This is a genomic window from Streptomyces sp. NPDC059866, assembly GCF_042731325.1.
Classification (GTDB): domain Bacteria; phylum Actinomycetota; class Actinomycetes; order Streptomycetales; family Streptomycetaceae; genus Streptomyces; species Streptomyces flavusporus.
The window spans coordinates 1-21015 of sequence record NZ_JBHWJT010000026.1 but is presented as its reverse complement, the minus strand read 5'-3'; the positions used below and the strand labels follow the sequence as shown (position 1 = coordinate 21015).

At 71.1% G+C, this 21015-nt stretch carries 18 protein-coding genes; 2 read left to right on the top strand and 16 right to left on the bottom strand.

Going from position 1 to position 21015, the window contains the following annotated elements; all coding sequences use genetic code 11:
* Positions 1-21: 21 nt before the first annotated feature.
* Both ACFV7R_RS33770 and fmt read right to left on the bottom strand, forming a co-directional pair.
* Complete coding sequence (locus ACFV7R_RS33770; RefSeq protein WP_385270279.1) at positions 22-1440, bottom strand: RsmB/NOP family class I SAM-dependent RNA methyltransferase; 1419 nt, start codon at positions 1438-1440, stop codon at positions 22-24.
* A 68-nt stretch (positions 1441-1508) separates the two neighbouring features.
* Positions 1509-2441, bottom strand: a complete 933-nt coding sequence (gene fmt, locus ACFV7R_RS33765) for a methionyl-tRNA formyltransferase (protein WP_385270277.1) — start codon at positions 2439-2441, stop codon at positions 1509-1511.
* A 369-nt stretch (positions 2442-2810) separates the two neighbouring features.
* Here fmt and ACFV7R_RS33760 point away from each other — a divergent pair, with 369 nt between their 5' ends.
* Entirely contained in the window at positions 2811-3356 is a 546-nt protein-coding gene (locus ACFV7R_RS33760; RefSeq protein ID WP_385270275.1) for a hypothetical protein, read from the top strand.
* 146 nt (positions 3357-3502) lie between these two features.
* Here ACFV7R_RS33760 and ACFV7R_RS33755 read toward each other — a convergent pair whose 3' ends face one another.
* From ACFV7R_RS33755 to pyrR, 14 genes are all read right to left on the bottom strand, one after another.
* A complete protein-coding gene (locus ACFV7R_RS33755) occupies positions 3503-5662 on the bottom strand; it encodes a primosomal protein N' (RefSeq protein ID WP_385270273.1) in 2160 nt (719 codons plus the stop codon).
* Between the two features lie 103 nt (positions 5663-5765).
* Positions 5766-6974 carry a methionine adenosyltransferase gene (metK, locus tag ACFV7R_RS33750; RefSeq protein ID WP_129796807.1) on the bottom strand — a complete coding sequence of 403 codons (1209 nt, stop codon included), beginning with the start codon at positions 6972-6974 and terminating at the stop codon, positions 5766-5768.
* A gap of 239 nt (positions 6975-7213) precedes the next feature.
* Positions 7214-8419, bottom strand: coding sequence for a bifunctional phosphopantothenoylcysteine decarboxylase/phosphopantothenate--cysteine ligase CoaBC (gene coaBC, locus ACFV7R_RS33745; RefSeq protein ID WP_385270271.1), 1206 nt, complete (start codon positions 8417-8419; stop codon positions 7214-7216).
* A 147-nt stretch (positions 8420-8566) separates the two neighbouring features.
* The gene (rpoZ, locus tag ACFV7R_RS33740) at positions 8567-8839 is read right to left on the bottom strand and encodes a DNA-directed RNA polymerase subunit omega (RefSeq protein WP_003988945.1); all 273 of its coding nucleotides are present in this window, start codon (positions 8837-8839) and stop codon (positions 8567-8569) included.
* A gap of 55 nt (positions 8840-8894) precedes the next feature.
* Entirely contained in the window at positions 8895-9452 is a 558-nt protein-coding gene (gene gmk / locus ACFV7R_RS33735) for a guanylate kinase (RefSeq protein WP_385270269.1), read from the bottom strand.
* Positions 9453-9512: 60 nt separating this feature from the next.
* Positions 9513-9836, bottom strand: coding sequence for an integration host factor (locus tag ACFV7R_RS33730; protein WP_003977346.1), 324 nt, complete (start codon positions 9834-9836; stop codon positions 9513-9515).
* Between the two features lie 256 nt (positions 9837-10092).
* A complete protein-coding gene (gene pyrF / locus ACFV7R_RS33725) occupies positions 10093-10938 on the bottom strand; it encodes an orotidine-5'-phosphate decarboxylase (RefSeq protein WP_385270267.1) in 846 nt (281 codons plus the stop codon).
* Positions 10935-12041, bottom strand: a complete 1107-nt coding sequence (locus ACFV7R_RS33720; RefSeq protein WP_385270265.1) for a quinone-dependent dihydroorotate dehydrogenase — start codon at positions 12039-12041, stop codon at positions 10935-10937. Before ACFV7R_RS33720 ends, pyrF begins: the two co-directional genes overlap by 4 nt.
* A 55-nt stretch (positions 12042-12096) precedes the next feature.
* A complete protein-coding gene (carB, locus tag ACFV7R_RS33715) occupies positions 12097-15405 on the bottom strand; it encodes a carbamoyl-phosphate synthase large subunit (RefSeq protein ID WP_385270263.1) in 3309 nt (1102 codons plus the stop codon).
* A complete protein-coding gene (gene carA / locus ACFV7R_RS33710; protein ID WP_385270261.1) occupies positions 15398-16555 on the bottom strand; it encodes a glutamine-hydrolyzing carbamoyl-phosphate synthase small subunit in 1158 nt (385 codons plus the stop codon). Before carA ends, carB begins: the two co-directional genes overlap by 8 nt.
* Complete coding sequence (locus ACFV7R_RS33705; RefSeq protein ID WP_385270259.1) at positions 16552-17121, bottom strand: hypothetical protein; 570 nt, start codon at positions 17119-17121, stop codon at positions 16552-16554. The genes carA and ACFV7R_RS33705 overlap by 4 nt, the downstream gene beginning before the upstream one ends.
* Positions 17118-18404, bottom strand: coding sequence for a dihydroorotase (locus ACFV7R_RS33700; protein ID WP_385270257.1), 1287 nt, complete (start codon positions 18402-18404; stop codon positions 17118-17120). The genes ACFV7R_RS33705 and ACFV7R_RS33700 overlap by 4 nt, the downstream gene beginning before the upstream one ends.
* Positions 18405-18409: 5 nt before the next feature.
* Complete coding sequence (locus tag ACFV7R_RS33695) at positions 18410-19444, bottom strand: aspartate carbamoyltransferase catalytic subunit (RefSeq protein ID WP_385270255.1); 1035 nt, start codon at positions 19442-19444, stop codon at positions 18410-18412.
* A 91-nt stretch (positions 19445-19535) separates the two neighbouring features.
* On the bottom strand, positions 19536-20108 hold the full coding sequence (gene pyrR, locus ACFV7R_RS33690) for a bifunctional pyr operon transcriptional regulator/uracil phosphoribosyltransferase PyrR (RefSeq protein ID WP_385270253.1): 573 nt from the start codon (positions 20106-20108) through the stop codon (positions 19536-19538).
* Positions 20109-20383: 275 nt separating this feature from the next.
* On the opposite strand from pyrR, the gene bldD reads away from it, so the two are divergent.
* Positions 20384-20884: a transcriptional regulator BldD gene (bldD, locus tag ACFV7R_RS33685; protein WP_129796818.1), complete on the top strand. Its 501-nt coding sequence runs from the start codon at positions 20384-20386 to the stop codon at positions 20882-20884.
* Positions 20885-21015 lie beyond the last annotated feature (131 nt).

Genomic DNA, 21015 nt, shown 5'->3' with positions numbered 1-21015 from the left:
CTGTGAAGGCAGGGGCGAGCTTCAGCCGGTCCTTCGGACGAGCGCCAGGTACATCGCGTCCGTCCCGTGCAGATGGGGCCACAGCTGTACGTCGGGGCCTTCGCCGAGGTCCGGTACGTCCGGCAGCAGTGGACGGGCGTCGACGAGTTCCGTCTCGGGGAACTGCTTGAGCACGTCGGCGACCACGGCCCGGGTTTCGGCGAGGTGCGGCGAGCAGGTCGCGTAGCCGACGACGCCGCCGACGCGCACGGACTCCAGGGCGGTGCGCAGCAGCCCGCGCTGGAGCGGCGCGAAGCCGTCGAGGTCCTCGGGCCGGCGCCGCCAGCGCGCCTCGGGCCGCCGCCGCAGGGCGCCCAGCCCGGTGCACGGCACATCCATCAGCACGCGATCGAAGGTGCCCGGCAGCCACGGCGGCCGGGTCCCGTCGGCGGCGATCACCTGGTAGGGCCCGGGATTGCCGTGCAGGGCCTTGGCGACCAGCCCGGCCCGATGCGGCTGCTTCTCGGCGGCCAGCAGCGAGGCACCCCGCTCGGCGGCGAGGGCGGCGAGCAGCGCGGCCTTGCCACCGGGACCGGCACACCCGTCCAGCCATCGCTCGTCGGGCCCGTCGACCGGCACGTTGGCCAGGGCCAGCGCCACGAGCTGGCTGCCCTCGTCCTGCACGCCCGCACGCCCGTCCCGCACGGCGTCGACGGCACCGGGCTCGCCGCCCTCGGTGAGCCGCACGGCGTACGGCGACCAGCGCCCCGGCACGGCGGCGTCCTCGCGCAGCAGCTCCTCGGTCGTGGCCCGCCCCGGCCGGGCGACCAGCGTCACCTCCGGCCGCTCGTTGTCGGCCGCCAGCAGCTCCTCGATGCCGGCCCGCCCGCCGCCGAGCGCGTCCCACAGCGCGGAGACGATCCAGCGCGGATGCGAGTGCACGACGGCGAGATGATCCTCGGGATCCTCGTCGTAGGGCGGCGCAATCCGCTCCAGCCATCCGTCGAGGTCGTGCTGGGCGACCTTGCGCAGCACCGCGTTGACGAACTTGGCCCGCCCGTCGCCGAGCACGACCCGGGCGAGCTCGACGGTGGCGGAGACGGCCGCGTGGGACGGGATGCGCGTCCCCAGCAGCTGGTGCGCACCGAGGCTCAGCACGTCGAGCACGGGCGGATCGACGTCCCTCAACGGCCGGTCGACGCACTCCGCGATGACGGCGTCGTACGTGCCCTGCCGGCGCAGCGTCCCGTACACCAGCTCGGTGGCGAGGGCGGCGTCCCGCCCGTCGAAGTCCTCGCTCTCGCGCGCCTTGCGCAGCAGCGGCGGCAACACCAGGTTGGCGTACGCGTCCCGCTCGTCGACCGCCCTGAGCGCCTCGAAGGCGAGGATGCGCACGGGGTCCTTCTTGGGCCGACGGTAGGGCTTGCCGGGTTTGCGGGGCCGACGGGAGGTGTCGCTCACGAAAAGGTGCTCCGGATTTCTGTATACGGTGTGCACCCAGCGTACGTCGAAGGGCTCCCGCCGGGCCGTCAGGCCCCGAGCGTCTCCCCCTCCGCGATACGCACCCCGCGCGCCCAGTCCGCCGCCCGCATCGGCTTCTTGCCCTGAGCCTGCACCCACAGCAGCTCGACGGCGTACGAGCCGGTGCCGACGTGGACGCTGTGCTTGCCGACCGCCGCCTGACCGGGGGCGAGATCCGTCCGGTCGGGCACGAGCGCGACCTGGACGAGCTTGAGCCGCTCGCCCCGGAAGGTGGTCCAGGCGCCCGGCGCGGGGGTGCAGCCCCGCACCACCCGGTCGACCCGCAGCGCGGGCGCGGACCAGTCGACCCGGGCGTCCTCGACGGTGATCTTCGGTGCGACGGTGACGCCGTCGGCGGGCTGCGGTACGGCCTTCAGCGTGCCGTCCTCGATGCCGTCCATGGTTGCGGCGAGCAGCCCGGCGCCGGCGAAGGCGAGCCGTGTCAGCAGGTCACCGCTGGTGTCGGTGGGCCGGACCGTTTCGGTCACGGTCCCGTAGACGGGCCCGGAGTCGAGCCCTTCCTCGATGAGGAACGTGGACGCCCCCGTGATCTCGTCGCCCGCCATGATGGCGTGCTGCACAGGCGCGGCCCCCCGCCAGGCGGGCAGCAGCGAGAAGTGCAGGTTGACCCAGCCGTGGGCGGGGATGTCGAGGGCGACGCGGGGCAGCAGCGCCCCGTAGGCGACGACGGGACAGCAGTCCGGCCCGATCTCCCGCAGGCGGTCCAGGAACTCCGGGTCCCGCGGCTTCACCGGCTTCAGCACCTCGATCCCGGCCTCCTCGGCCCGCTCGGCGACGGGGCTCGCGACCAGCCTGCGCCCCCGCCCGGCCGGCGCATCCGGCCGCGTGACAACGGCGGCCACCTCGTGCCGCCCGGAGGCAAGCAGGGCGTCCAGAGCGGGAACAGCGACCTCGGGGGTACCGGCGAAGACAAGCTTCATGGGCGGACACGGGCCTCTCGGCTGGGGGTTCGGCAACGGGCGACACACAAGTCTATGAGCCACTACGCCCCCGGAAAGCCCCCAACGAGCCGGGAAAGCCGCCACCGTCGATCAACCCCCACAGGCGAGGCCCACCTCTTGCCCGACTGGAAACGGGTGGTGCGCGGGTGGGAGAAAAATGATTCCCGGCCGAAGGCCGAACCGACCGCGCACACCCGGCACGCACAGGCGCACGCATATGCCCATACGCCCCCTCTGCGTGACCCGCGGAGCGAATCCGCGTTGGTCAAGAAAGAGTTGACCACAACGGGCCGCGCGACCATCGCGGCCCGATCCTTTCTCCTCAACGCCGGTTCGAGAGGCTTGTTCATGGCCGACCACGCAACCCACGACGCCCAGGCTCGGGCCAGCCTGCACTTGCTGGTGCGGGACATCGAGCGGGTCCGCCGGCAGGTGGACGCACTGCGCACGCTCACCGCCCAGCTGGGCAACGTCTACCGCCCGCGCCGCTCCGGCCCCTCCACGGGCTTCGTCGTCTACGGACGCGCCCCCGCCCCGACGGTCCGGCTCGCCCAGGAACTGCGGGACAGTGTCGAGACCCTGGTGACGGCCGCGGTCGACTTCGACCGCTCACTGGGCTTCTCGTGGGACGCGGTGGGTTCCGCACTCGGTGTCACCAAGCAGGCGGTCCACCGTCGTTACGGCTCTCGCCGCGCCACTGCACAGGCGGCCGCCGAGGCCGAGCGGAGCACGGAGCCGTCGGGCACCCGCACGGTCAATGTCAACACCGGAATCCCCACCGTGCCGACGGTCCCCGCGGCCCGCTCCATGCCGACCCAGCCGACCGCGGGCAGCAAGGTACTGCGCGACGAGGCCAGGCAGCCGACGGCCCTCCCGGGCCCGCGCAACGGCTGACGCCCACTGCCGCACCACGGCTGCCTCACCCGCCCTCCCGGCCGTGTCCGGGAGGGCAGCCGTATGCCCGACGCCACCGCAGCAGCCGTACCCGCCGCTCGCCGGGGCAGGCACGGACCGCCGCCCACACCGCACGCGAACGCGCCTCACCCGATGTCGGGCGGGTCGATCCGCACCCGCGCCGCCTGCCCGGCTCCCCGCGCCATCCGCGCCGCCTGAGCCGCTTTCAGGGCGGCCGCCAGCGCGGCGCCCTTCCCCGGCGGCACCCGGATCAACGCCCGCTCCCACTGTTCTCCGGCAGGCGGCGTCCCCGGCCGCCGCGGCCGCCCCGCCGCCGCGGTCGGGGCCACCGGCAGCGGGACGGGCCCCAACACCTCTGCCTCCGGCGGCAGTTCGACGGCCCCCAGGAACTCCGCGACCGCCTCCGCCGGCCCGGACACCGCCGCCATGCGCGACACCGGCGGAAACCCCAGCTCGGCCCGCTCGGCAAGCTCCCGTACCGCATGCCCGACCGGGTCCCACCGCACCAGGGCCTGCACCGGCCGAAGCGTCGGCTCGGCGACGACGACCACGGTCCCCCCGTCACCGTGCGGCCGTACGAGCGCGGCGGCTGCGATCCACCGCTGCAACGCGTCCTCACCGGCGCGCAGATCGGGCCGCCCGAGCATGGCCCAGCCGTCGAGCAGCAGCGCGGCGGCGTACCCGCCCTCGGCGACCGGCTCGGCGCCGGGCGTACTCACCACCAGTGCGGGCGCCCCCGGCACCGTGTCCAGCACCTGCTCGCGCCCGGAGGTCCGCACCGGCACGGCCGGAAACGCCCGCCCCAGTTCCTCGGCGGTACGTCGCGCCCCCACGACCTGGGCCCGCAACCGGAACGACCCGCATTCCGGGCAGTGCCAGGAGTCTTCCGCACGCCCGCACCACCCGCACCGCAGCGCCCCGGCATCCCGCGCCTCCAACGGCCCGGCGCAGTGCCGGCACCGCGCGGGCGCCCGGCACTGCGCGCACGCCATCCGCGGCACATATCCCCGCCGGGGCACCTGCACGAGCACCGGCCCGGCCCGCAGCCCGTCCCGGACCACCTGCCAGGCGAGGGTCGGCAGCCGGGCGGCCCGGGCGGCCTCGTCCCGTGCCAGGTCCTGGTCCCCCACGGTCCGTACGAGCGGAGCGGCCTTCCGCACCTGCTCCCGCAACGCGACGAGCGGCCGCGCCCACCCGCTCTCCACGAGCTGTGCGGCCTCCACCGTGCAGCTCCAACTCCCCAGCAGGAACGCGCACTTGTCCTGTGCAGCGCGGAGCAGCAGCACTTCCCTGGCATGCGGCTGCGGTGCGTGCTGTTCGCTGTGGCTGTCGTCGCCGTCGTCCCAGATGGCGACCAGCCCGAGATCCCGGACCGGCGCGAACATCGCGGCCCGCGTCCCGACCACGGCCCGTACGGATCCCCGCCGCACGGCGAGCCACTCCCGGTACCGCTTCTCCGGCCCGGCGTCGGCGGTCAGCAACGCATGCCGCCCCTCCCCCAGCAGGGCGGTCAGCGCGGCGTCGACCCGCGCGGCGGAGCGCCCGTCCGGTACGACGACCAGCGCACCGCGCCCCGAGGCCAGCGTCGCGGCGACCGCGCGGGCCAGTTCCTCGCTCCACTCGGGGCCGGGCAGGGCGTTCCACACGGCACGCGGTGCGCCCCCGGAAGCCAGCGCCTCCAGGAAGGCCGCACCGCGCTCATAGCGCGCCCAGGACCCCGCCTCGGGCACTCCGGGCGGCGGCAGCGGCTCCGGCGACGGCCGCTGCTCGGCCCGCGCGCTGCGTGGCGGCACGGCAAGCTGCAGGACGTCGGCAAGGCTCCCCGCATAGCGGTCGGCCACGGCCCGGGCCAGGCCCAGCAGCTCCTCGCTCAGCACCGGCTCCGGCGAGACGACCTGGGCGAGTGCGGCGAGCGGCCCGGCGTAGTCGGACTCGGCCCTCCGCTCGACGAGGAACCCGTCGATGAGCCCGCCGCCCTCACGACGCCCTTCCCGCACCCGATGCCGCCCGGCCCCGAACCGCACCCGCACCCGCACCCCCGGCTGCGCCTCGGCATCCAGCTCCTCGGGCACGGCGTAGTCGAAGTACCGGTCGAGGTGGAGCACGCCCTTGTCCACGAGCACGCGTGCGACGGGCAGCTCCTTGGCCAGCGCGGCCCCCCGCCACGTCCGCGGCTTGGCCCGGGGCGCCTTGGCCTTCCGCACGCTGTCCCGGATGAACGCGAGCTGCTCCGGCGGCGCGCCTTCGGCCCCGCCGCCGTCCCCCTGCCCGTACTCGCTGCTCACGCCTGCATTCTTACCAAACGCCACTGACACCGCTTTCGCGCATGCCGCACACGCCGAGGCCCGGCCCCAAGGGGAACCGGGCCTCGTAAAGCCGACGCGGGACCTACAGCCCCGCAGCCGCCCGCAGCGCCTCCACGCGGTCCGTGCGCTCCCATGTGAAGTCGGGGAGCTCACGACCGAAGTGGCCGTACGCCGCGGTCTGGGCGTAGATCGGGCGGAGCAGGTCGAGATCACGGATGATCGCGGCCGGGCGGAGGTCGAAGACCTCGTCGATCGCCTTCTCGATCTTCTCGTGGTCGATCTTGGCGGTGCCGAAGGTCTCGACGAACAGACCGACCGGCTCGGCCTTGCCGATCGCGTAGGCCACCTGGACCTCGCAACGGGAGGCCAGACCCGCGGCGACCACGTTCTTGGCGACCCAGCGCATCGCGTACGCCGCCGAGCGGTCCACCTTGGACGGGTCCTTGCCGGAGAAGGCGCCGCCGCCGTGGCGGGCCATACCGCCGTAGGTGTCGATGATGATCTTGCGGCCGGTCAGGCCGGCGTCGCCCATCGGGCCGCCGATCTCGAAACGGCCGGTCGGGTTCACCAGCAGGCGGTAGCCCTCGGTGTCGAGCTTGATGCCGTCGTCCAGGAGCGCCTTCAGCTCCGGCTCGACGACGAACTCGCGGATGTCGGGCGCCAGGAGGGACTCCAGGTCGATGTCGCTGGCGTGCTGCGAGGAGACGACCACCGTGTCCAGGCGGACGGCCTTGTCGCCGTCGTACTCGATGGTGACCTGCGTCTTGCCGTCCGGGCGCAGGTAGGGGATCGTGCCGTTCTTGCGCACGTCGGACAGGCGCTTCGACAGCCGGTGCGCCAGGAAGATCGGCAGCGGCATCAGCGTCGGCGTCTCGTCGGAGGCGTAACCGAACATCAGGCCCTGGTCACCGGCGCCCTGCTTGTCGAGCTCGTCGTCGTCGCCCTCGACCCGGGACTCGTACGCCGTGTCCACACCCTGCGCGATGTCCGGGGACTGCGCGCCGATCGACACCGAGACACCACAGGAGGCGCCGTCGAAGCCCTTCTTCGAAGAGTCGTAGCCGATCTCGAGGATCTTGTCCCGGACCAGCTGCGGGATCGGCGCGTAGGCCTTGGTGGTGACCTCGCCGGCCACATGCACCAGACCGGTCGTGATCAGGGTCTCGACCGCAACCCGGGATGACGGGTCCTCGCGCAGAAGCGCGTCGAGAATGGTGTCGCTGATCTGGTCAGCGATCTTGTCGGGGTGACCCTCGGTCACGGACTCCGAGGTGAACAGGCGACGGGACACAACGCTCCCTGGGGTTGCAGCGGCTGCTGGCTGATCATTGGTGGACGGGACGGGGGCTGCGCCCGGCGTCGTCCGAGAACAGTTTATCGGTCGCGCTCCGCCGCATGGCCACCGTCTCGCCTCTCGGGAGCGCTGTGACCTGCGGCACGGGCATTCTGCCCAAAGTCCGGCTGCATTGGCCAGGGTCGCCACGCCTCAAATGTGCACGGGTGCGGAGCGCGGTGGAGCGCATGAAGCATTCAGCGCAGCCGTTCGGACACCAGGTCCCACACCGTTTCGGCCAGCGCCTCCTTCGGGCCGTACGGTACGGGGATCTCGGTGCCGTCGGCACCCAGCACCACGGCCTCGTTCTCCTCGGAGCCGAAGGTCTTGCGCTCCCCCACCTCGTTCACCACGAGGAGGTCGCAGCCCTTGCGCTCCAGCTTTCTGCGACCGTTGGCGAGGACGTCGTCGGTCTCGGCGGCGAAGCCGACGATCACCTGTCCCGGTCGGGCGCGGTCGGCCGAGATCTCGGCCAGGATGTCCGGATTCCGCACCAGCACGATGGGGTCCGGGTCCTGCCCGTCCTTCTTCTTGATCTTCCCGGCGGCGTACGTCGCCGGGCGGAAGTCGGCGACCGCCGCGGCCATCACGACCGCGTCGGCGTCCGCGGCCGCCTTCAGCACCGCCTCACGCAGTTGTACGGCCGTTCCGACCGGGACGACGTCCACGCCGGCCGGGTCGGACAGGCCGGTGGTGTTCGCCGCGACCAGGGTGACCCGGGCTCCGCGGGCGGCGGCCGTACGGGCGAGGGCGTAGCCCTGCTTGCCGGAGGAGCGGTTGCCGAGGAAGCGGACCGGGTCGAGGGGCTCGCGGGTGCCGCCGGCACTGACGACGACATGGCGGCCCTTCAGGTCCGGCTCGGTGCCACCCCGGGCCAGGACGCGGCGGCAGACCTCGAAGATCTCGCCCGGGTCGGGCAGCCGGCCCTTGCCGGTGTCGACGCCGGTGAGCCGCCCGACGGCGGGCTCGATGACGACCGCGCCGCGGCGGCGCAGCGTCGCCACGTTCTCCTGGGTGGCCGGGTGCTCCCACATCTCCGTGTGCATGGCGGGGGCGAAGACGACCGGGCAACGGGCGGTGAGCAGGGTGTTCGTCAGGAGGTCGTCGGCGAGGCCGTGGGCGGCCCTGGCGAGCGTGTCGGCCGTGGCCGGGGCGACGACCACCAGGTCGGCCTGCTGGCCGATGCGCACATGCGGCACCTCGTGGACGTCATCCCAGACCTCCGTCGAGACGGGGTTGCCGGACAGGGCGGACCAGGTCGCGGCGCCGACGAAGTGCAGGGCGGAGGCGGTGGGAACGACACGGACGTCATGACCGGACTCCGTGAGTCTGCGCAGCAGCTCACAGGCCTTGTACGCGGCGATGCCGCCGCTGACCCCCAGAACGACCTTCGGCTTGTCCACCGTCTCTCCCCGGACTCGGCAACGTACGACTCCCGTACGACTCCACCCTGCATCATCACGGGGGACGACCCCGCACCCCCGAGCAGACCACAGGCCCGGCAGTCGCGCTGCCGGGCCTGTGGATAAGACTGCTGCGAGCAGAAAATACTACTGCGCCGGGCCCTCGACGGCCTCGGAGGTCAGCAGCCCCGCGTTGATCTCGCGCAGGGCGATCGAGAGCGGCTTCTCGTGGACGTGGGTGTCGACGAGCGGACCGACGTACTCGAGGAGGCCCTCGCCGAGCTGCGAGTAGTACGCGTTGATCTGGCGGGCCCGCTTGGCCGCGTAGATCACGAGGCTGTACTTCGAGTCGGTGGCCTCGAGGAGCTCGTCGATCGGCGGGTTGATGATGCCCTCGGGCGCGGAGATGGAAGAGGACACGCTCTACCTTCCGATGGATGGGAAAGAACCAGTCAGAGTGATCAGTCAGTCACGATCACACGACGTCCATCAAGGCTAGCAGCTCGCGCGCCACGTCCTCGACGGAGGTGTTGACCAGGGTCATGTCGAACTCCGGCTCGGCCGCCAGCTCGACCTTCGCGGCCCGAAGCCGGCGCTCGATCACCTCGGGCGGCTCGGTGCCCCGGCCGGTCAGTCTGCGCACCAGCTCCTCCCAGGAGGGCGGGGCCAGGAACACCAGCTGGGCCTCGGGCATGGACTCACGAACCTGCCGGGCGCCCTGGAGGTCGATCTCCAGCAGGACGGGCTCGCCCGCCTCCAGCCGCTCCAGCACGGCCGCACGCGGCGTGCCGTAGCGGTTGCCGGCGAACTCGGCCCACTCCAGCAGCTCGCCGTTGGCGATCAGCTTGTCCATCTCCTCGTCGGTGACGAAGAAGTAGTGGACTCCGTGCCGTTCGCCGGGGCGGGGCTTGCGGGTCGTCGCCGAGACCGAGAGCCAGACCTCGGGGTGTTCCTTGCGCAGATGGGCGACGACCGTGCTCTTGCCGACCCCGGAGGGTCCGGAGAGCACGGTCAGCCGCGGACGTTCGCTCATGCAGCGATTATTCCAGCAATCCGGGAGTGCCCGGGACCAGTCCCGGTGTCCCGGAGGAAGTCAGGAACCGGTGCTGCCGAACTCGCGCTCGAGGGAGGCGATCTGGTTGGAACCGAGACCGCGCACGCGGCGGCTCTCGGAGATACCGAGTCGCTCCATGATCTGCTTGGCGCGGACCTTGCCCACGCCCGGCAGGGACTCGAGCAGGGCGGAGACCTTCATCTTGCCGATGACGTCGTTCTCCTGGCCCTGCTTGATGACCTCGTGAAGGGAGGCGCCGGAGTGCTTGAGTCGATTCTTGACCTCGGCCCGCTCCCGGCGAGCCGCGGCGGCCTTTTCGAGCGCGGCTGCGCGCTGTTCGGGGGTAAGGGGCGGAAGAGCCACGCCTACGTCACCTCGGATGTCGAACTGTCGGATACGGACCGGTGAGGAACCTAGTCGCCCCACACCTGGGGAGCCACGAGCAACACGCTTGCCCGCTCACTCACGTCGGAGACTAGCGGCCAAGTCCGCCAGAGTCAGCGAGAACAGCGGAAAAGTCCTGGTCAGCCTCTGTCAGGACAGGATATTTCAGACATACTGCCCTGGATTTGAGAATGTATCCAGCCTCAGACCGGCTCGGAGACGCCGGCCGGAGGGCTCAGGCTGCCGTCACCGCGGCCCGGATCTCCTCCGCGAAGCGGTCCGCGGCCGCACGCAGCGCCCCGACGTCGGGTCCGTGCCGCAGCACACCCCGGCTGACGTTGGGCACGACGTTGCGCACCGCGGCCCCGAAGACCCGGGGAAGATCGGCCGGAGTGGCGCCCTGGGCCCCGATGCCCGGGGCGAGCAGCGGACCGTTGATGTCGAGGTCGTACGACGAGAGGTCGCCCAGGGTGGCGCCGACGACCGCGCCGAAGGAGCCCAGGGGCTGCTCCCCTGCGTTCTCGGCAGCCAGGTGGGCCAGCATCGTCGCGCCGACCGTGCGGCCGTCGGCGCGGACGGCGTGCTGGACCTCGCCGCCCTCGGGGTTGGAGGTCAGCGCCAGCACGAACAGCCCGGTACCGCTCTCGCGTGCCAGCTCGACGGCCGGCTCGAGCGACCCGTAGCCGAGGTACGGAGAGACGGTCAGCGCGTCCGAGAACAGCGGGGCGTCCTTGTGCAGGAAGGACTCGGCGTACGCGGCCATGGTGGAGCCGATGTCGCCGCGCTTGGCGTCCATGACGACCAGCGCACCGGCCGCCCGCGCCGCCTCGACCGCCTTCTCCAGGACGGCCACGCCGCGCGATCCGAAGCGCTCGAAGAACGCGCTCTGCGGCTTGAGGACGGCGACCCGGTCGGCCATGGCCTCGACGACCGTGCGGCTGAACCGCTCCAGCCCGGCGATGTCGTCGTTGAGGCCCCACTCGGCGAGCAGGGACGCGTGCGGGTCGATGCCGACGCACAGCGGACCCCGCTCGTCCATGGCGCGGCGCAGCCGGGCTCCGAAGGGTTCGAGAAGAGTCATCCCGTCTTCCTTACGTCGGCGCCGACCGCGTCGGCGAGGGTGGCGTACGGGCTCGTACGGAGGCGGGCGGCGAGGCCCTTGTGGATGGCGCGGGCCCAGAAGGGGCCCGCGTAGATGAAGGCGCTGTATCCCTGTACCAGCGTCGCGCCGGCCAGAATGCGCTGCCAGGCGTCCTCGGCGCTCTCGATGCCGCCCACGCCGACGAGCGTGATGCGGTCGCCCACGCGCGCGTACAGACGGCGCAGCACCTGGAGGGAGCGGTCCTTCAGGGGGGCGCCGGAGAGGCCGCCGACCTCCTTGACCAGGGATGGTTCGGATTTCAAACCGAGTTCGTCGCGCGCGATGGTGGTGTTCGTGGCGATGATCCCGTCGAGGCCGAGCTCGACGGCGAGGTCGGCGACGGCGTCGATGTCCTCGTCCGCCAGGTCGGGCGCGATCTTCACCAGCAACGGAACGCGGCGGTCGGTCACGCGCCGGTCGGCGGCCTCGCGGACCGCGCTGAGCAGCGGGCGCAGGTGGTCCACTGCCTGGAGGTTGCGCAGCCCCGGCGTGTTCGGCGAGGAGACGTTCACGACCAGATAGTCGGCGTAGGGCGCGAGTCGCTCGGCGGACTTCACGTAGTCCCCGACGGCCTCGGCCTCCGGAACGACCTTGGTCTTGCCGATGTTGACGCCCACGACCGTCTTGAAAACGGGCGTACGCGAGGCGAGGCGGGCGGCGACGGTCAGGGAGCCGTCGTTGTTGAAGCCCATGCGGTTGATCAGGGCGCGGTCCGGCACCAGCCGGAACAGCCGCTTCCTGGGGTTGCCGGGCTGCGACTCCCCTGTCACCGTGCCGATCTCGACATGGTCGAAGCCGAGCATCGCCATGCCGTCGATCGCGACGGCGTTCTTGTCGAACCCGGCCGCGAGCCCGAAGGGGCCGTGCATGCGCAGGCCGAGGGCTTCGGTGCGCAGCTCCTTGTAGCGGGGCGCCAGCACGGCCGCGGCGAAGGTCCGCAGCACGGGGATGCGGACGGCGAGGCGGATCCACCGGAAGGCAAGGTGGTGAGCCTGCTCGGGATCCATCCGTCGGAAGACCAGACGGAAGAACAGCTTGTACATCACTCAGTGTCCTCACGAAGAGGGGGACACCGTTTCCGGTGTCCCCCTCGGGCTGCTAGTCGCGGGCCGCGGTCAGGAGTTCCGCGTGTTCCTGGAGCGAACGGACGCCCACATCACCGTGGTTGAGGGCATCGATGCCCTGGACTGCGGCGGCGAGCGCCTGAACCGTCGTCAGGCACGGCACCGAACGTGCCACGGCTGCCGTACGGATGTCGTAGCCGTCGAGGCGGCCGCCGGTGCCGTACGGGGTGTTGACGATGAGGTCGACCTCGCCGTCGTGGATGAGCTGGACGATGGTCCGCTCGCCGTTCGGGCCGGTGCCCTCGGACTGCTTGCGCACGATGGTGGCGTGGATTCCGTTGCGCTTGAGGACCTCGGCCGTGCCGGACGTGGCGAGCAACTCGAAGCCGTGGGCGACCAGTTCACGCGCCGGGAAGATCATCGACCGCTTGTCGCGGTTGGCCACCGAGATGAAGGCGCGGCCCTTGGTGGGCAGCGGACCGTAGGCGCCGGCCTGCGACTTGGCGTACGCCGTGCCGAAGACGGAGTCGATGCCCATGACCTCGCCGGTGGACCGCATCTCCGGGCCGAGGACGGTGTCGACGCCGCGTCCGTGGATGTCACGGAAGCGCGACCACGGCATCACGGCCTCCTTGACGGAGATCGGCGCATCGAGCGGGAGCTCGCCGCCGTCGCTGTCCGCCGGGAGGAGTCCCTCTGCCCGCAGCTGGGCGATGGTCGCGCCCAGCGAGATCCGGGCGGCGGCCTTCGCCAGCGGCACGGCGGTCGCCTTCGAGGTGAAAGGAACCGTACGGGACGCGCGCGGGTTGGCCTCCAGCACGTAGAGGATGTCGCCCGCCAGCGCGAACTGGATGTTGATCAGGCCGCGCACGCCGACACCGCGCGCGATGGCCTCCGTGGAGGCCCGCAGGCGCTTGATGTCGAAGCCGCCCAGCGTGATCGGCGGCAGCGCGCACGCCGAGTCGCCGGAGTGGATGCCGGCCTCCTCGATGTGCTCCATGACGCCGCCGAGGTAGAGCTCCTCGCCGTCGTAGAGGGCGTCGACGTCGATCTCGATCGCGTCGTCGAGGAACCGGTCGACCAGGACCGGCCGGGAGGGGCTGATCTCGGTCGACTCGGCGATGTACGACTCCAGCCGCGCCTCGTCGTACACGATCTCCATGCCGCGCCCGCCGAGGACGTACGACGGCCGGACCAGGACCGGGTAGCCGATCTCGTCGGCGATGGCCTTGGCCTCGGCGAAGGTGGTGGCCGTGCCGTGCTTCGGGGCCGGGAGGCCGGCCTCCTTGAGCACCTGGCCGAAGGCGCCGCGGTCCTCGGCGGCATGGATGGCCTCGGGGGGCGTACCGACGATCGGCACGCCGTTGTCCTTCAGCGCCTGCGCCAGACCCAGCGGCGTCTGACCTCCGAGCTGGACCACGACTCCGGCGATCGGGCCGGCCTGCGCCTCGGCGTGGACGATCTCCAGGACGTCTTCCAGCGTCAGCGGCTCGAAGTACAGGCGGTCGGAGGTGTCGTAGTCCGTCGAGACCGTCTCCGGGTTGCAGTTGACCATCACGGTCTCGTACCCGGCGTCGGACAGCGCGAAGGAGGCGTGGACGCAGGAGTAGTCGAACTCGATGCCCTGGCCGATCCGGTTGGGACCCGAGCCCAGGATGATGACGGCCGGCTTCTCGCGAGAAGCCACCTCGGTCTCCTCGTCGTAGGAGGAGTAGAAGTACGGCGTCTTGGCGGCGAACTCGGCGGCGCAGGTGTCGACCGTCTTGTACACCGGCCGGATACCGAGCGCGTGCCGCACCTCTCGCACGACGTCCTCGCGCAGGCCGCGGATCTCGCCGATCTGCTGGTCGGAGAAGCCGTGCCGCTTGGCCTCGGCCAGCAGGTCGGGGGTCAGCTCGGGGGCCTCGGCGATCTCGTCGGCGATCTCCTTGATGAGGAAGAGCTGGTCGACGAACCACGGGTCGATCTTCGTGGCCTCGAAGACCTCCTCGGGCGTGGCGCCCGCGCGGACGGCCTGCATGACCGCGTTGATCCGGCCGTCGGTGGGCCGTACGGCCGCACGCAGGAGCTCGTCCTTGTCGCCGGGCTCGCCCACGAACGTGAACTGGCTGCCCTTCTTCTCCAGCGAGCGCAGCGCCTTCTGGAACGCCTCGGTGAAGTTGCGGCCGATGGCCATGGCCTCGCCGACCGACTTCATGGTGGTGGTCAGCGTGGAGTCGGCCTGCGGGAACTTCTCGAAGGCGAAGCGGGGCGCCTTGACGACCACGTAGTCGAGGGTCGGCTCGAAGGAGGCCGGGGTCTCCTGCGTGATGTCGTTCGGAATCTCGTCGAGGGTGTACCCCACGGCCAGCTTCGCGGCGATCTTGGCGATCGGGAAACCGGTCGCCTTGGAGGCGAGCGCCGACGACCGCGACACGCGCGGGTTCATCTCGATGACGATGACACGGCCGTCGTCCGGGTTCACCGCGAACTGGATGTTGCAGCCGCCGGTGTCGACACCGACCTCGCGGATGACGGCGATGCCGATGTCCCGCAGGATCTGGTATTCGCGGTCGGTCAGCGTCATCGCCGGCGCGACGGTGATCGAGTCGCCGGTGTGCACGCCCATCGGGTCGAAGTTCTCGATGGAGCAGACGACCACGACGTTGTCGTGCTTGTCGCGCATCAGCTCCAGCTCGTACTCCTTCCAGCCGAGGATGGACTCCTCCAGGAGCACCTCGGTGGTGGGCGAGAGCGTGAGGCCCTGTCCTGCAATGCGGCGCAGCTCGTCCTCGTCGTGCGCGAAGCCGGAGCCGGCGCCGCCCATGGTGAAGGACGGGCGGACGACGACCGGGTAGCCGCCGAGCTGCTCGACGCCGTTGAGCACGTCGTCCATGGAGTGGCAGATGACCGAGCGGGCGGACTCGCCGTAGCCGATCTTGGCTTTGACCGCTTCGACGACCAGCTTGAACTGATCGCGGTCCTCACCCTTGTGGATCGCCTCGACGTTGGCGCCGATCAGCTCGACGCCGTACTTCTCCAGGGTTCCGTTCTCGTGCAGCGAGATGGCGGTGTTCAGCGCCGTCTGACCGCCCAGCGTCGGCAGCAGGGCGTCCGGCCGCTCCTTGGCGATGATCTTCTCGACGAACTCGGGGGTGATCGGCTCGACGTACGTCGCGTCGGCGATCTCCGGGTCGGTCATGATCGTCGCCGGGTTGGAGTTGACGAGGATGACCCTGAGGCCCTCGGACTTCAGGACGCGGCACGCCTGGGTGCCGGAGTAGTCGAACTCGGCGGCCTGGCCGATGACGATCGGGCCGGAGCCGATGACCAGGACGGACTGGATATCGGTGCGCTTAGGCACGCTGGCCCTCCATCAGGGAAACGAAGCGGTCGAACAGATAGGCGGCGTCGTGCGGGCCGGCTGCCGCTTCGGGGTGGTACTGGACGCTGAAGGCCGGACGGTCGAGGAGCTGGAGACCTTCCACCACGTTGTCGTTGAGGCAGACGTGGGAGACCTCGGCGCGGCCGTAGGGGGTGTCGGACACCTTGTCGAGCGGGGCGTCGACGGCGAAGCCGTGGTTGTGCGCGGTGACCTCGACCTTGCCGGTCGTCCGGTCCTGCACCGGCTGGTTGATGCCGCGGTGGCCGTACTTCAGCTTGTAGGTGCCGAAGCCGAGCGCGCGGCCCAGGATCTGGTTGCCGAAGCAGATGCCGAACAGCGGGGTGCCACGCTCCAGGACCGCCTGCATCACGGAGACCGGGTGGTCGGCGGTGGCCGGGTCGCCCGGGCCGTTGGAGAAGAACACGCCGTCCGGGTTCACGGCGTACACGTCGTCGGCGGTCGCCGTGGCGGGCAGCACGTGCACCTCGATACCGCGCTCGGCCATCCGGTGCGGGGTCATGCCCTTGATGCCGAGGTCGACGGCGGCGACGGTGAACTTCTTCTCACCGATGGCGGGGACGACGTACGGCTCGGTGGTGGCGACCTCGGCGGAGAGGTTCGCGCCCTTCATCTCGGGGGCCTGGCGCACCTCGGCGAGCATGGTGCCCTCGTCGGGCAGCGCGTTGCCGGAGAAGATGCCGACGCGCATGGCGCCGCGCTCACGCAGGTGCCGGGTCAACGCGCGCGTGTCGATGCCGGAGATGCCGACGACACCCTGGCCCCGCAGCTCCTCGTCCAGCGACCGCCGGGAGCGCCAGTTGGACGGCACGCGCGCGGGGTCCCGTACGACATAACCGGAGACCCAGATCCGCTTCGACTCCGGGTCCTCGTCGTTGACGCCGGTGTTGCCGACGTGCGGGGCGGTCATCACGACGACCTGACGGTGGTACGACGGGTCGGTCAGCGTCTCCTGGTAGCCGGTCATGCCGGTGGAGAACACGGCCTCGCCGAAGGTCACCCCCACGGCCCCGTAGGCACGGCCGCGGAAGATCCGGCCGTCCTCCAGGACGAGTACGGCAGGAGCTGCCTTGTGCCTCTGCGAGGCGGCTCCCTGGATGGAGGTCGTCATCGTTCGGCGCCTTCCGTGGTGGTTGCTTTGATCATGGAGTTAATGACGTCGACCCACTCGTTGTGCTCGGCCGCGTGGTCGGAGCGGAAGCCGGAGTCGATCAGCCGCTCGCCGTGCGCCCAGGTCACCACCAGCAGACCGCCCTCGGTGAGGACCTTGCCGGCGATGCCCTTGTCGAGCCGCGCTTCGCGCAGGGCCGCCACGGGGACGAAGAAGTCGGTGGCCCCGGGGCGTACGACGTCCAGTCCCGCGTCGGTCAGCGTGAGCTCGACCCGGCTGCGGGTGCCCAGGCCGTGCGCCACGATGCGGTCCAGCCACTGACCGGCGGTGGTGGAGCCGTGGTAACGGCCGCTGAGGCTCAGTTTCGCCGGGCCGGGGTCGTCCGGCGCGGTGGGGAGCTCCGGCAGGTCGCCCTGGAGGGTGCCGCGCCACTTCCAGCCCTCGCGCATCAGCCAGTAGACGAGCGCGACGAACAGGGCGAGGCCCACCACCCAGCCGAGGCGGGCGGCCCAGTCGGTCACTTCCGCCGATTCCTTCTCGGCGGCCAGCAGGATTACAGGTGTCACGTGAGCTTCCCGTCGACGAGCGTGGCCTTGCCCCGGAGCCACGTGTGCGTGACACGGCCCGGCAGCTCACGCCCCTCGTAGGGGGTGTTGCGGCTGCGCGAGGCGAAGCCCGCGGGGTCCACCAACCCACGGTATGCCGTGTCGACGAGGGTGAGGTTGGCGGGCTCACCTGCCGAGACGGGACGTCCGTGGCCCGTGGCCTGCCCGATCCGTGCCGGCGTGAAGGACATACGGTCCGCGACGCCGGCCCAGTCGAGCAGCCCGGTGTCGACCATCGTCTCCTGGACCACCGACAATGCGGTCTCCAGGCCGACCATCCCCATGGCGGCGGCGGCCCACTCGCAGTCCTTGTCCTCGTGCGGGTGCGGGGCGTGGTCGGTGGCGACGATGTCGATCGTGCCGTCGGCGAGCGCCTCGCGCAGCGCCAGCACGTCGCCCTCGGTGCGCAGCGGCGGGTTCACCTTGTAGACCGGGTTGTACGTCCGGACCAGCTCGTCGGTGAGGAGCAGGTGGTGTGGGGTGACCTCGGCGGTCACGTCGATGCCGCGGGACTTGGCCCAGCGGACGATCTCGACCGAGCCTGCCGTCGACAGGTGGCAGATGTGGACGCGCGAGCCGACGTGGTCCGCGAGCAGCACGTCGCGGGCGATGATCGACTCCTCGGCGACGGCCGGCCATCCGCCCAGCCCCAGCTCCGCGGAGACCACGCCCTCGTTCATCTCGGCACCCTCGGTCAGCCGCGGCTCCTGCGCGTGCTGGGCGACGACGCCACCGAAGGCCTTCACGTACTCCAGCGCCCGGCGCATGATCACGGCGTCGTGGACGCACTTGCCGTCGTCGGAGAAGACGGTGACACCGGCCGCGGACTCGTGCATGGCGCCCAGCTCGGCGAGCTTGCTGCCCTCCAGGCCGACGGTGACGGCCCCGATCGGCTGGACGTCGCAGTAGCCGTGCTGCTGTCCGAGCCGCCAGACCTGCTCGACGACACCGGCCGTGTCGGCCACCGGGAAGGTGTTGGCCATGGCGAACACAGCGGTGTAACCGCCACTCGCAGCCGCCCGCGTACCCGTCAGCACGGTCTCGGAGTCCTCGCGGCCGGGCTCGCGCAGATGGGTGTGCAGGTCGACGAGGCCGGGGAGCAGCACCTTGCCGTCGGCCTCGACGACCTCTGCGCCGTCGGCACTCAGACCGGTACCCACCTCGGCAATGGTGTCGCCGTCGATCAGGACGTCCTGCGGCTCGCCGCCGAGCACCTTCGCACCGCGGATCAGGATCTTGCTCATCTGTGTTACTTCTCCTCGTCCGCAGAAATGGTGTGCGCGGAGCGCTCGTTGGAAGGGTGGTGGTGGGAGACGGGCGGGCGGGTGTTGGTGACGGCGGGTTCGTTGCCGCCGAGCAGCAGGTACAGAACGGCCATCCGGATGGAGACTCCGTTGGCGACCTGCTCGATGGCGGTGCAGCGCCCGGAGTCGGCGACCTCGGCGGTGATCTCCATGCCGCGGACCATCGGTCCGGGGTGCATCACGATGGCGTGCTCGGGCATCCGCGCCATGCGGTCGCCGTCGAGGCCGTAGCGCCGCGAGTACTCCCGCTCGGTCGGGAAGTACGCGGCGTGCATGCGCTCGCGCTGCACGCGCAGCATCATCACCGCGTCGGACTTGGGCAGCGCGGCGTCGAGGTCGTAGGAGACCTCGCAGGGCCAGGAAGCGACGCCGACCGGCAACAGGGTCGGCGGGGCGACGAGGGTGACCTCGGCGCCGAGGGTGTGCAGCAGGTCGACGTTGGAGCGGGCGACCCGGCTGTGCAGGACGTCGCCGACGATGGTGACGCGGCGGCCGGCGAGGTCCTGACCGAGCCCGGCGTCCCGGCCGACGAGCCGGCGGCGCATGGTGAAGGCGTCGAGCAGGGCCTGGGTGGGGTGCTGGTGGGTGCCGTCACCGGCGTTGATGACGGCGGCGTCGATCCAGCCGGAATTGGCCAGCCGGTACGGGGCTCCGGAGGCGCCGTGCCGAATGACGACGGCGTCGACGCCCATGGCCTCCAGGGTCTGGGCGGTGTCCTTGAGGGACTCGCCCTTGGACACGCTCGACCCCTTGGCGGAGAAGTTGATGACGTCCGCGGACAGCCGCTTCTCGGCGGCCTCGAAGGAGATCCGGGTGCGGGTTGAGTCCTCGAAGAAGAGGTTCACCACGGTGCGGCCGCGCAGGGTCGGCAGCTTCTTGATCGGCCGGTCGGCGACCCGGGACATCTCCTCGGCGGTGTCGAGGATCAGGACGGCGTCGTCGCGGGTGAGGTCGGCGGCCGAGATGAGATGGCGCTGCATCTTTCAGGCTCCGTAAGGCAGTTCATTCGGGAGATTTCGGGCGGGCAGGAGTACGCGGCGGCGTAGGACGGTGGGCGTACGCCCCCGCTTGCTAGTGCTGCGCGCCCTGGGCGGTCTGCTTCACACCGAGCAGCACGGTGTCGCGACCGTCCTCCTCGGCGAGCTGGACCTTGACCGTCTCCCGCAGCGACGTGGGGAGGTTCTTGCCGACGTAGTCGGCGCGGATGGGCAGTTCACGGTGGCCGCGGTCGACCAGGACCGCGAGCTGCACGGCACGCGGGCGCCCGATGTCGTTCAGGGCGTCGAGGGCGGCGCGGATGGTGCGGCCGGAGAAGAGGACGTCGTCGACCAGGACGACGAGCTTGCCGTCGATGCCGTCACCGGGAATGTCGGTGCGGGCCAGCGCACGCGGCGGGTGCATGCGCAGGTCGTCGCGGTACATCGTGATGTCCAGCGAACCGCACGGGACTTTGCGCTCGGTGATCTGTTCGAGCTTGGCGGCGAGCCGCTGGGCGAGGAAGACGCCTCGGGTCGGAATGCCGAGGAGCACCACGTCGTCGGCGCCCTTGGCGCGCTCGACGATCTCGTGGGCGATGCGGGTCAGTACCCGCGCGATGTCGGGCCCTTCGAGCACGGGCCGCGCATCGGATGCTTGCGTGTCCATACGAAACGGACCTCCTTCTCCGCCTCACGGGACGGACCTTAAAGGACGTCGGGATTGCGCCATCCACGGTAGCAGGCCGGGACGACCGGCCTGGTCACCCCCCTGACGGCCGAGGTTCACCCGCTCGGCGCAGTCGACCGCCGATACCACGGAAGAGTCGCTGCGGACCATTCGGCTTGACGCAGAAGAGTAACGCTGCGTAACCTCACAGTGAGTTACCAGCCGCGCGGCATGGAAAACAGCCGGCCGCGTCGACACAGTGTCCGGGGAGCTATATGTCCAGCGAATACGCCAAACAGCTCGGGGCCAAGCTCCGGGCCATCCGCACCCAGCAGGGCCTTTCCCTCCACGGTGTCGAGGAGAAGTCCCAGGGCCGCTGGAAGGCGGTCGTGGTCGGTTCGTACGAGCGCGGCGACCGCGCCGTCACCGTGCAGCGCCTTGCCGAGCTGGCGGACTTCTACGGCGTACCCGTGCAGGAACTCCTTCCGGGCACCACCCCCGGCGGCGCCGCCGAGCCGCCGCCGAAGCTGGTCCTGGACCTGGAGCGGCTGGCCACGGTGCCGGCCGAGAAGGCGGGCCCCCTGCAGCGGTACGCGGCAACGATCCAGTCGCAGCGCGGCGACTACAACGGCAAGGTGCTCTCCATCCGCCAGGACGACCTGCGCACACTCGCCGTCATCTACGACCAGTCGCCCTCGGTCCTCACCGAGCAGCTGATCAGCTGGGGCGTACTGGATGCGGACGCGCGTCGTGCGGTGTCCCACGAGGAGGGCTGAGCGCTCCGCAGGTTCAGCAGAAACGTGCCGCCGGGGGGGGGGGGGGCGGGGCGGGGGTGGGGCCCCCCCCCCCCGCGCGGGGGTAAAAAAAAAAAAACCACCCCAACCCCCCGCACAACGGGGAAGGCGAG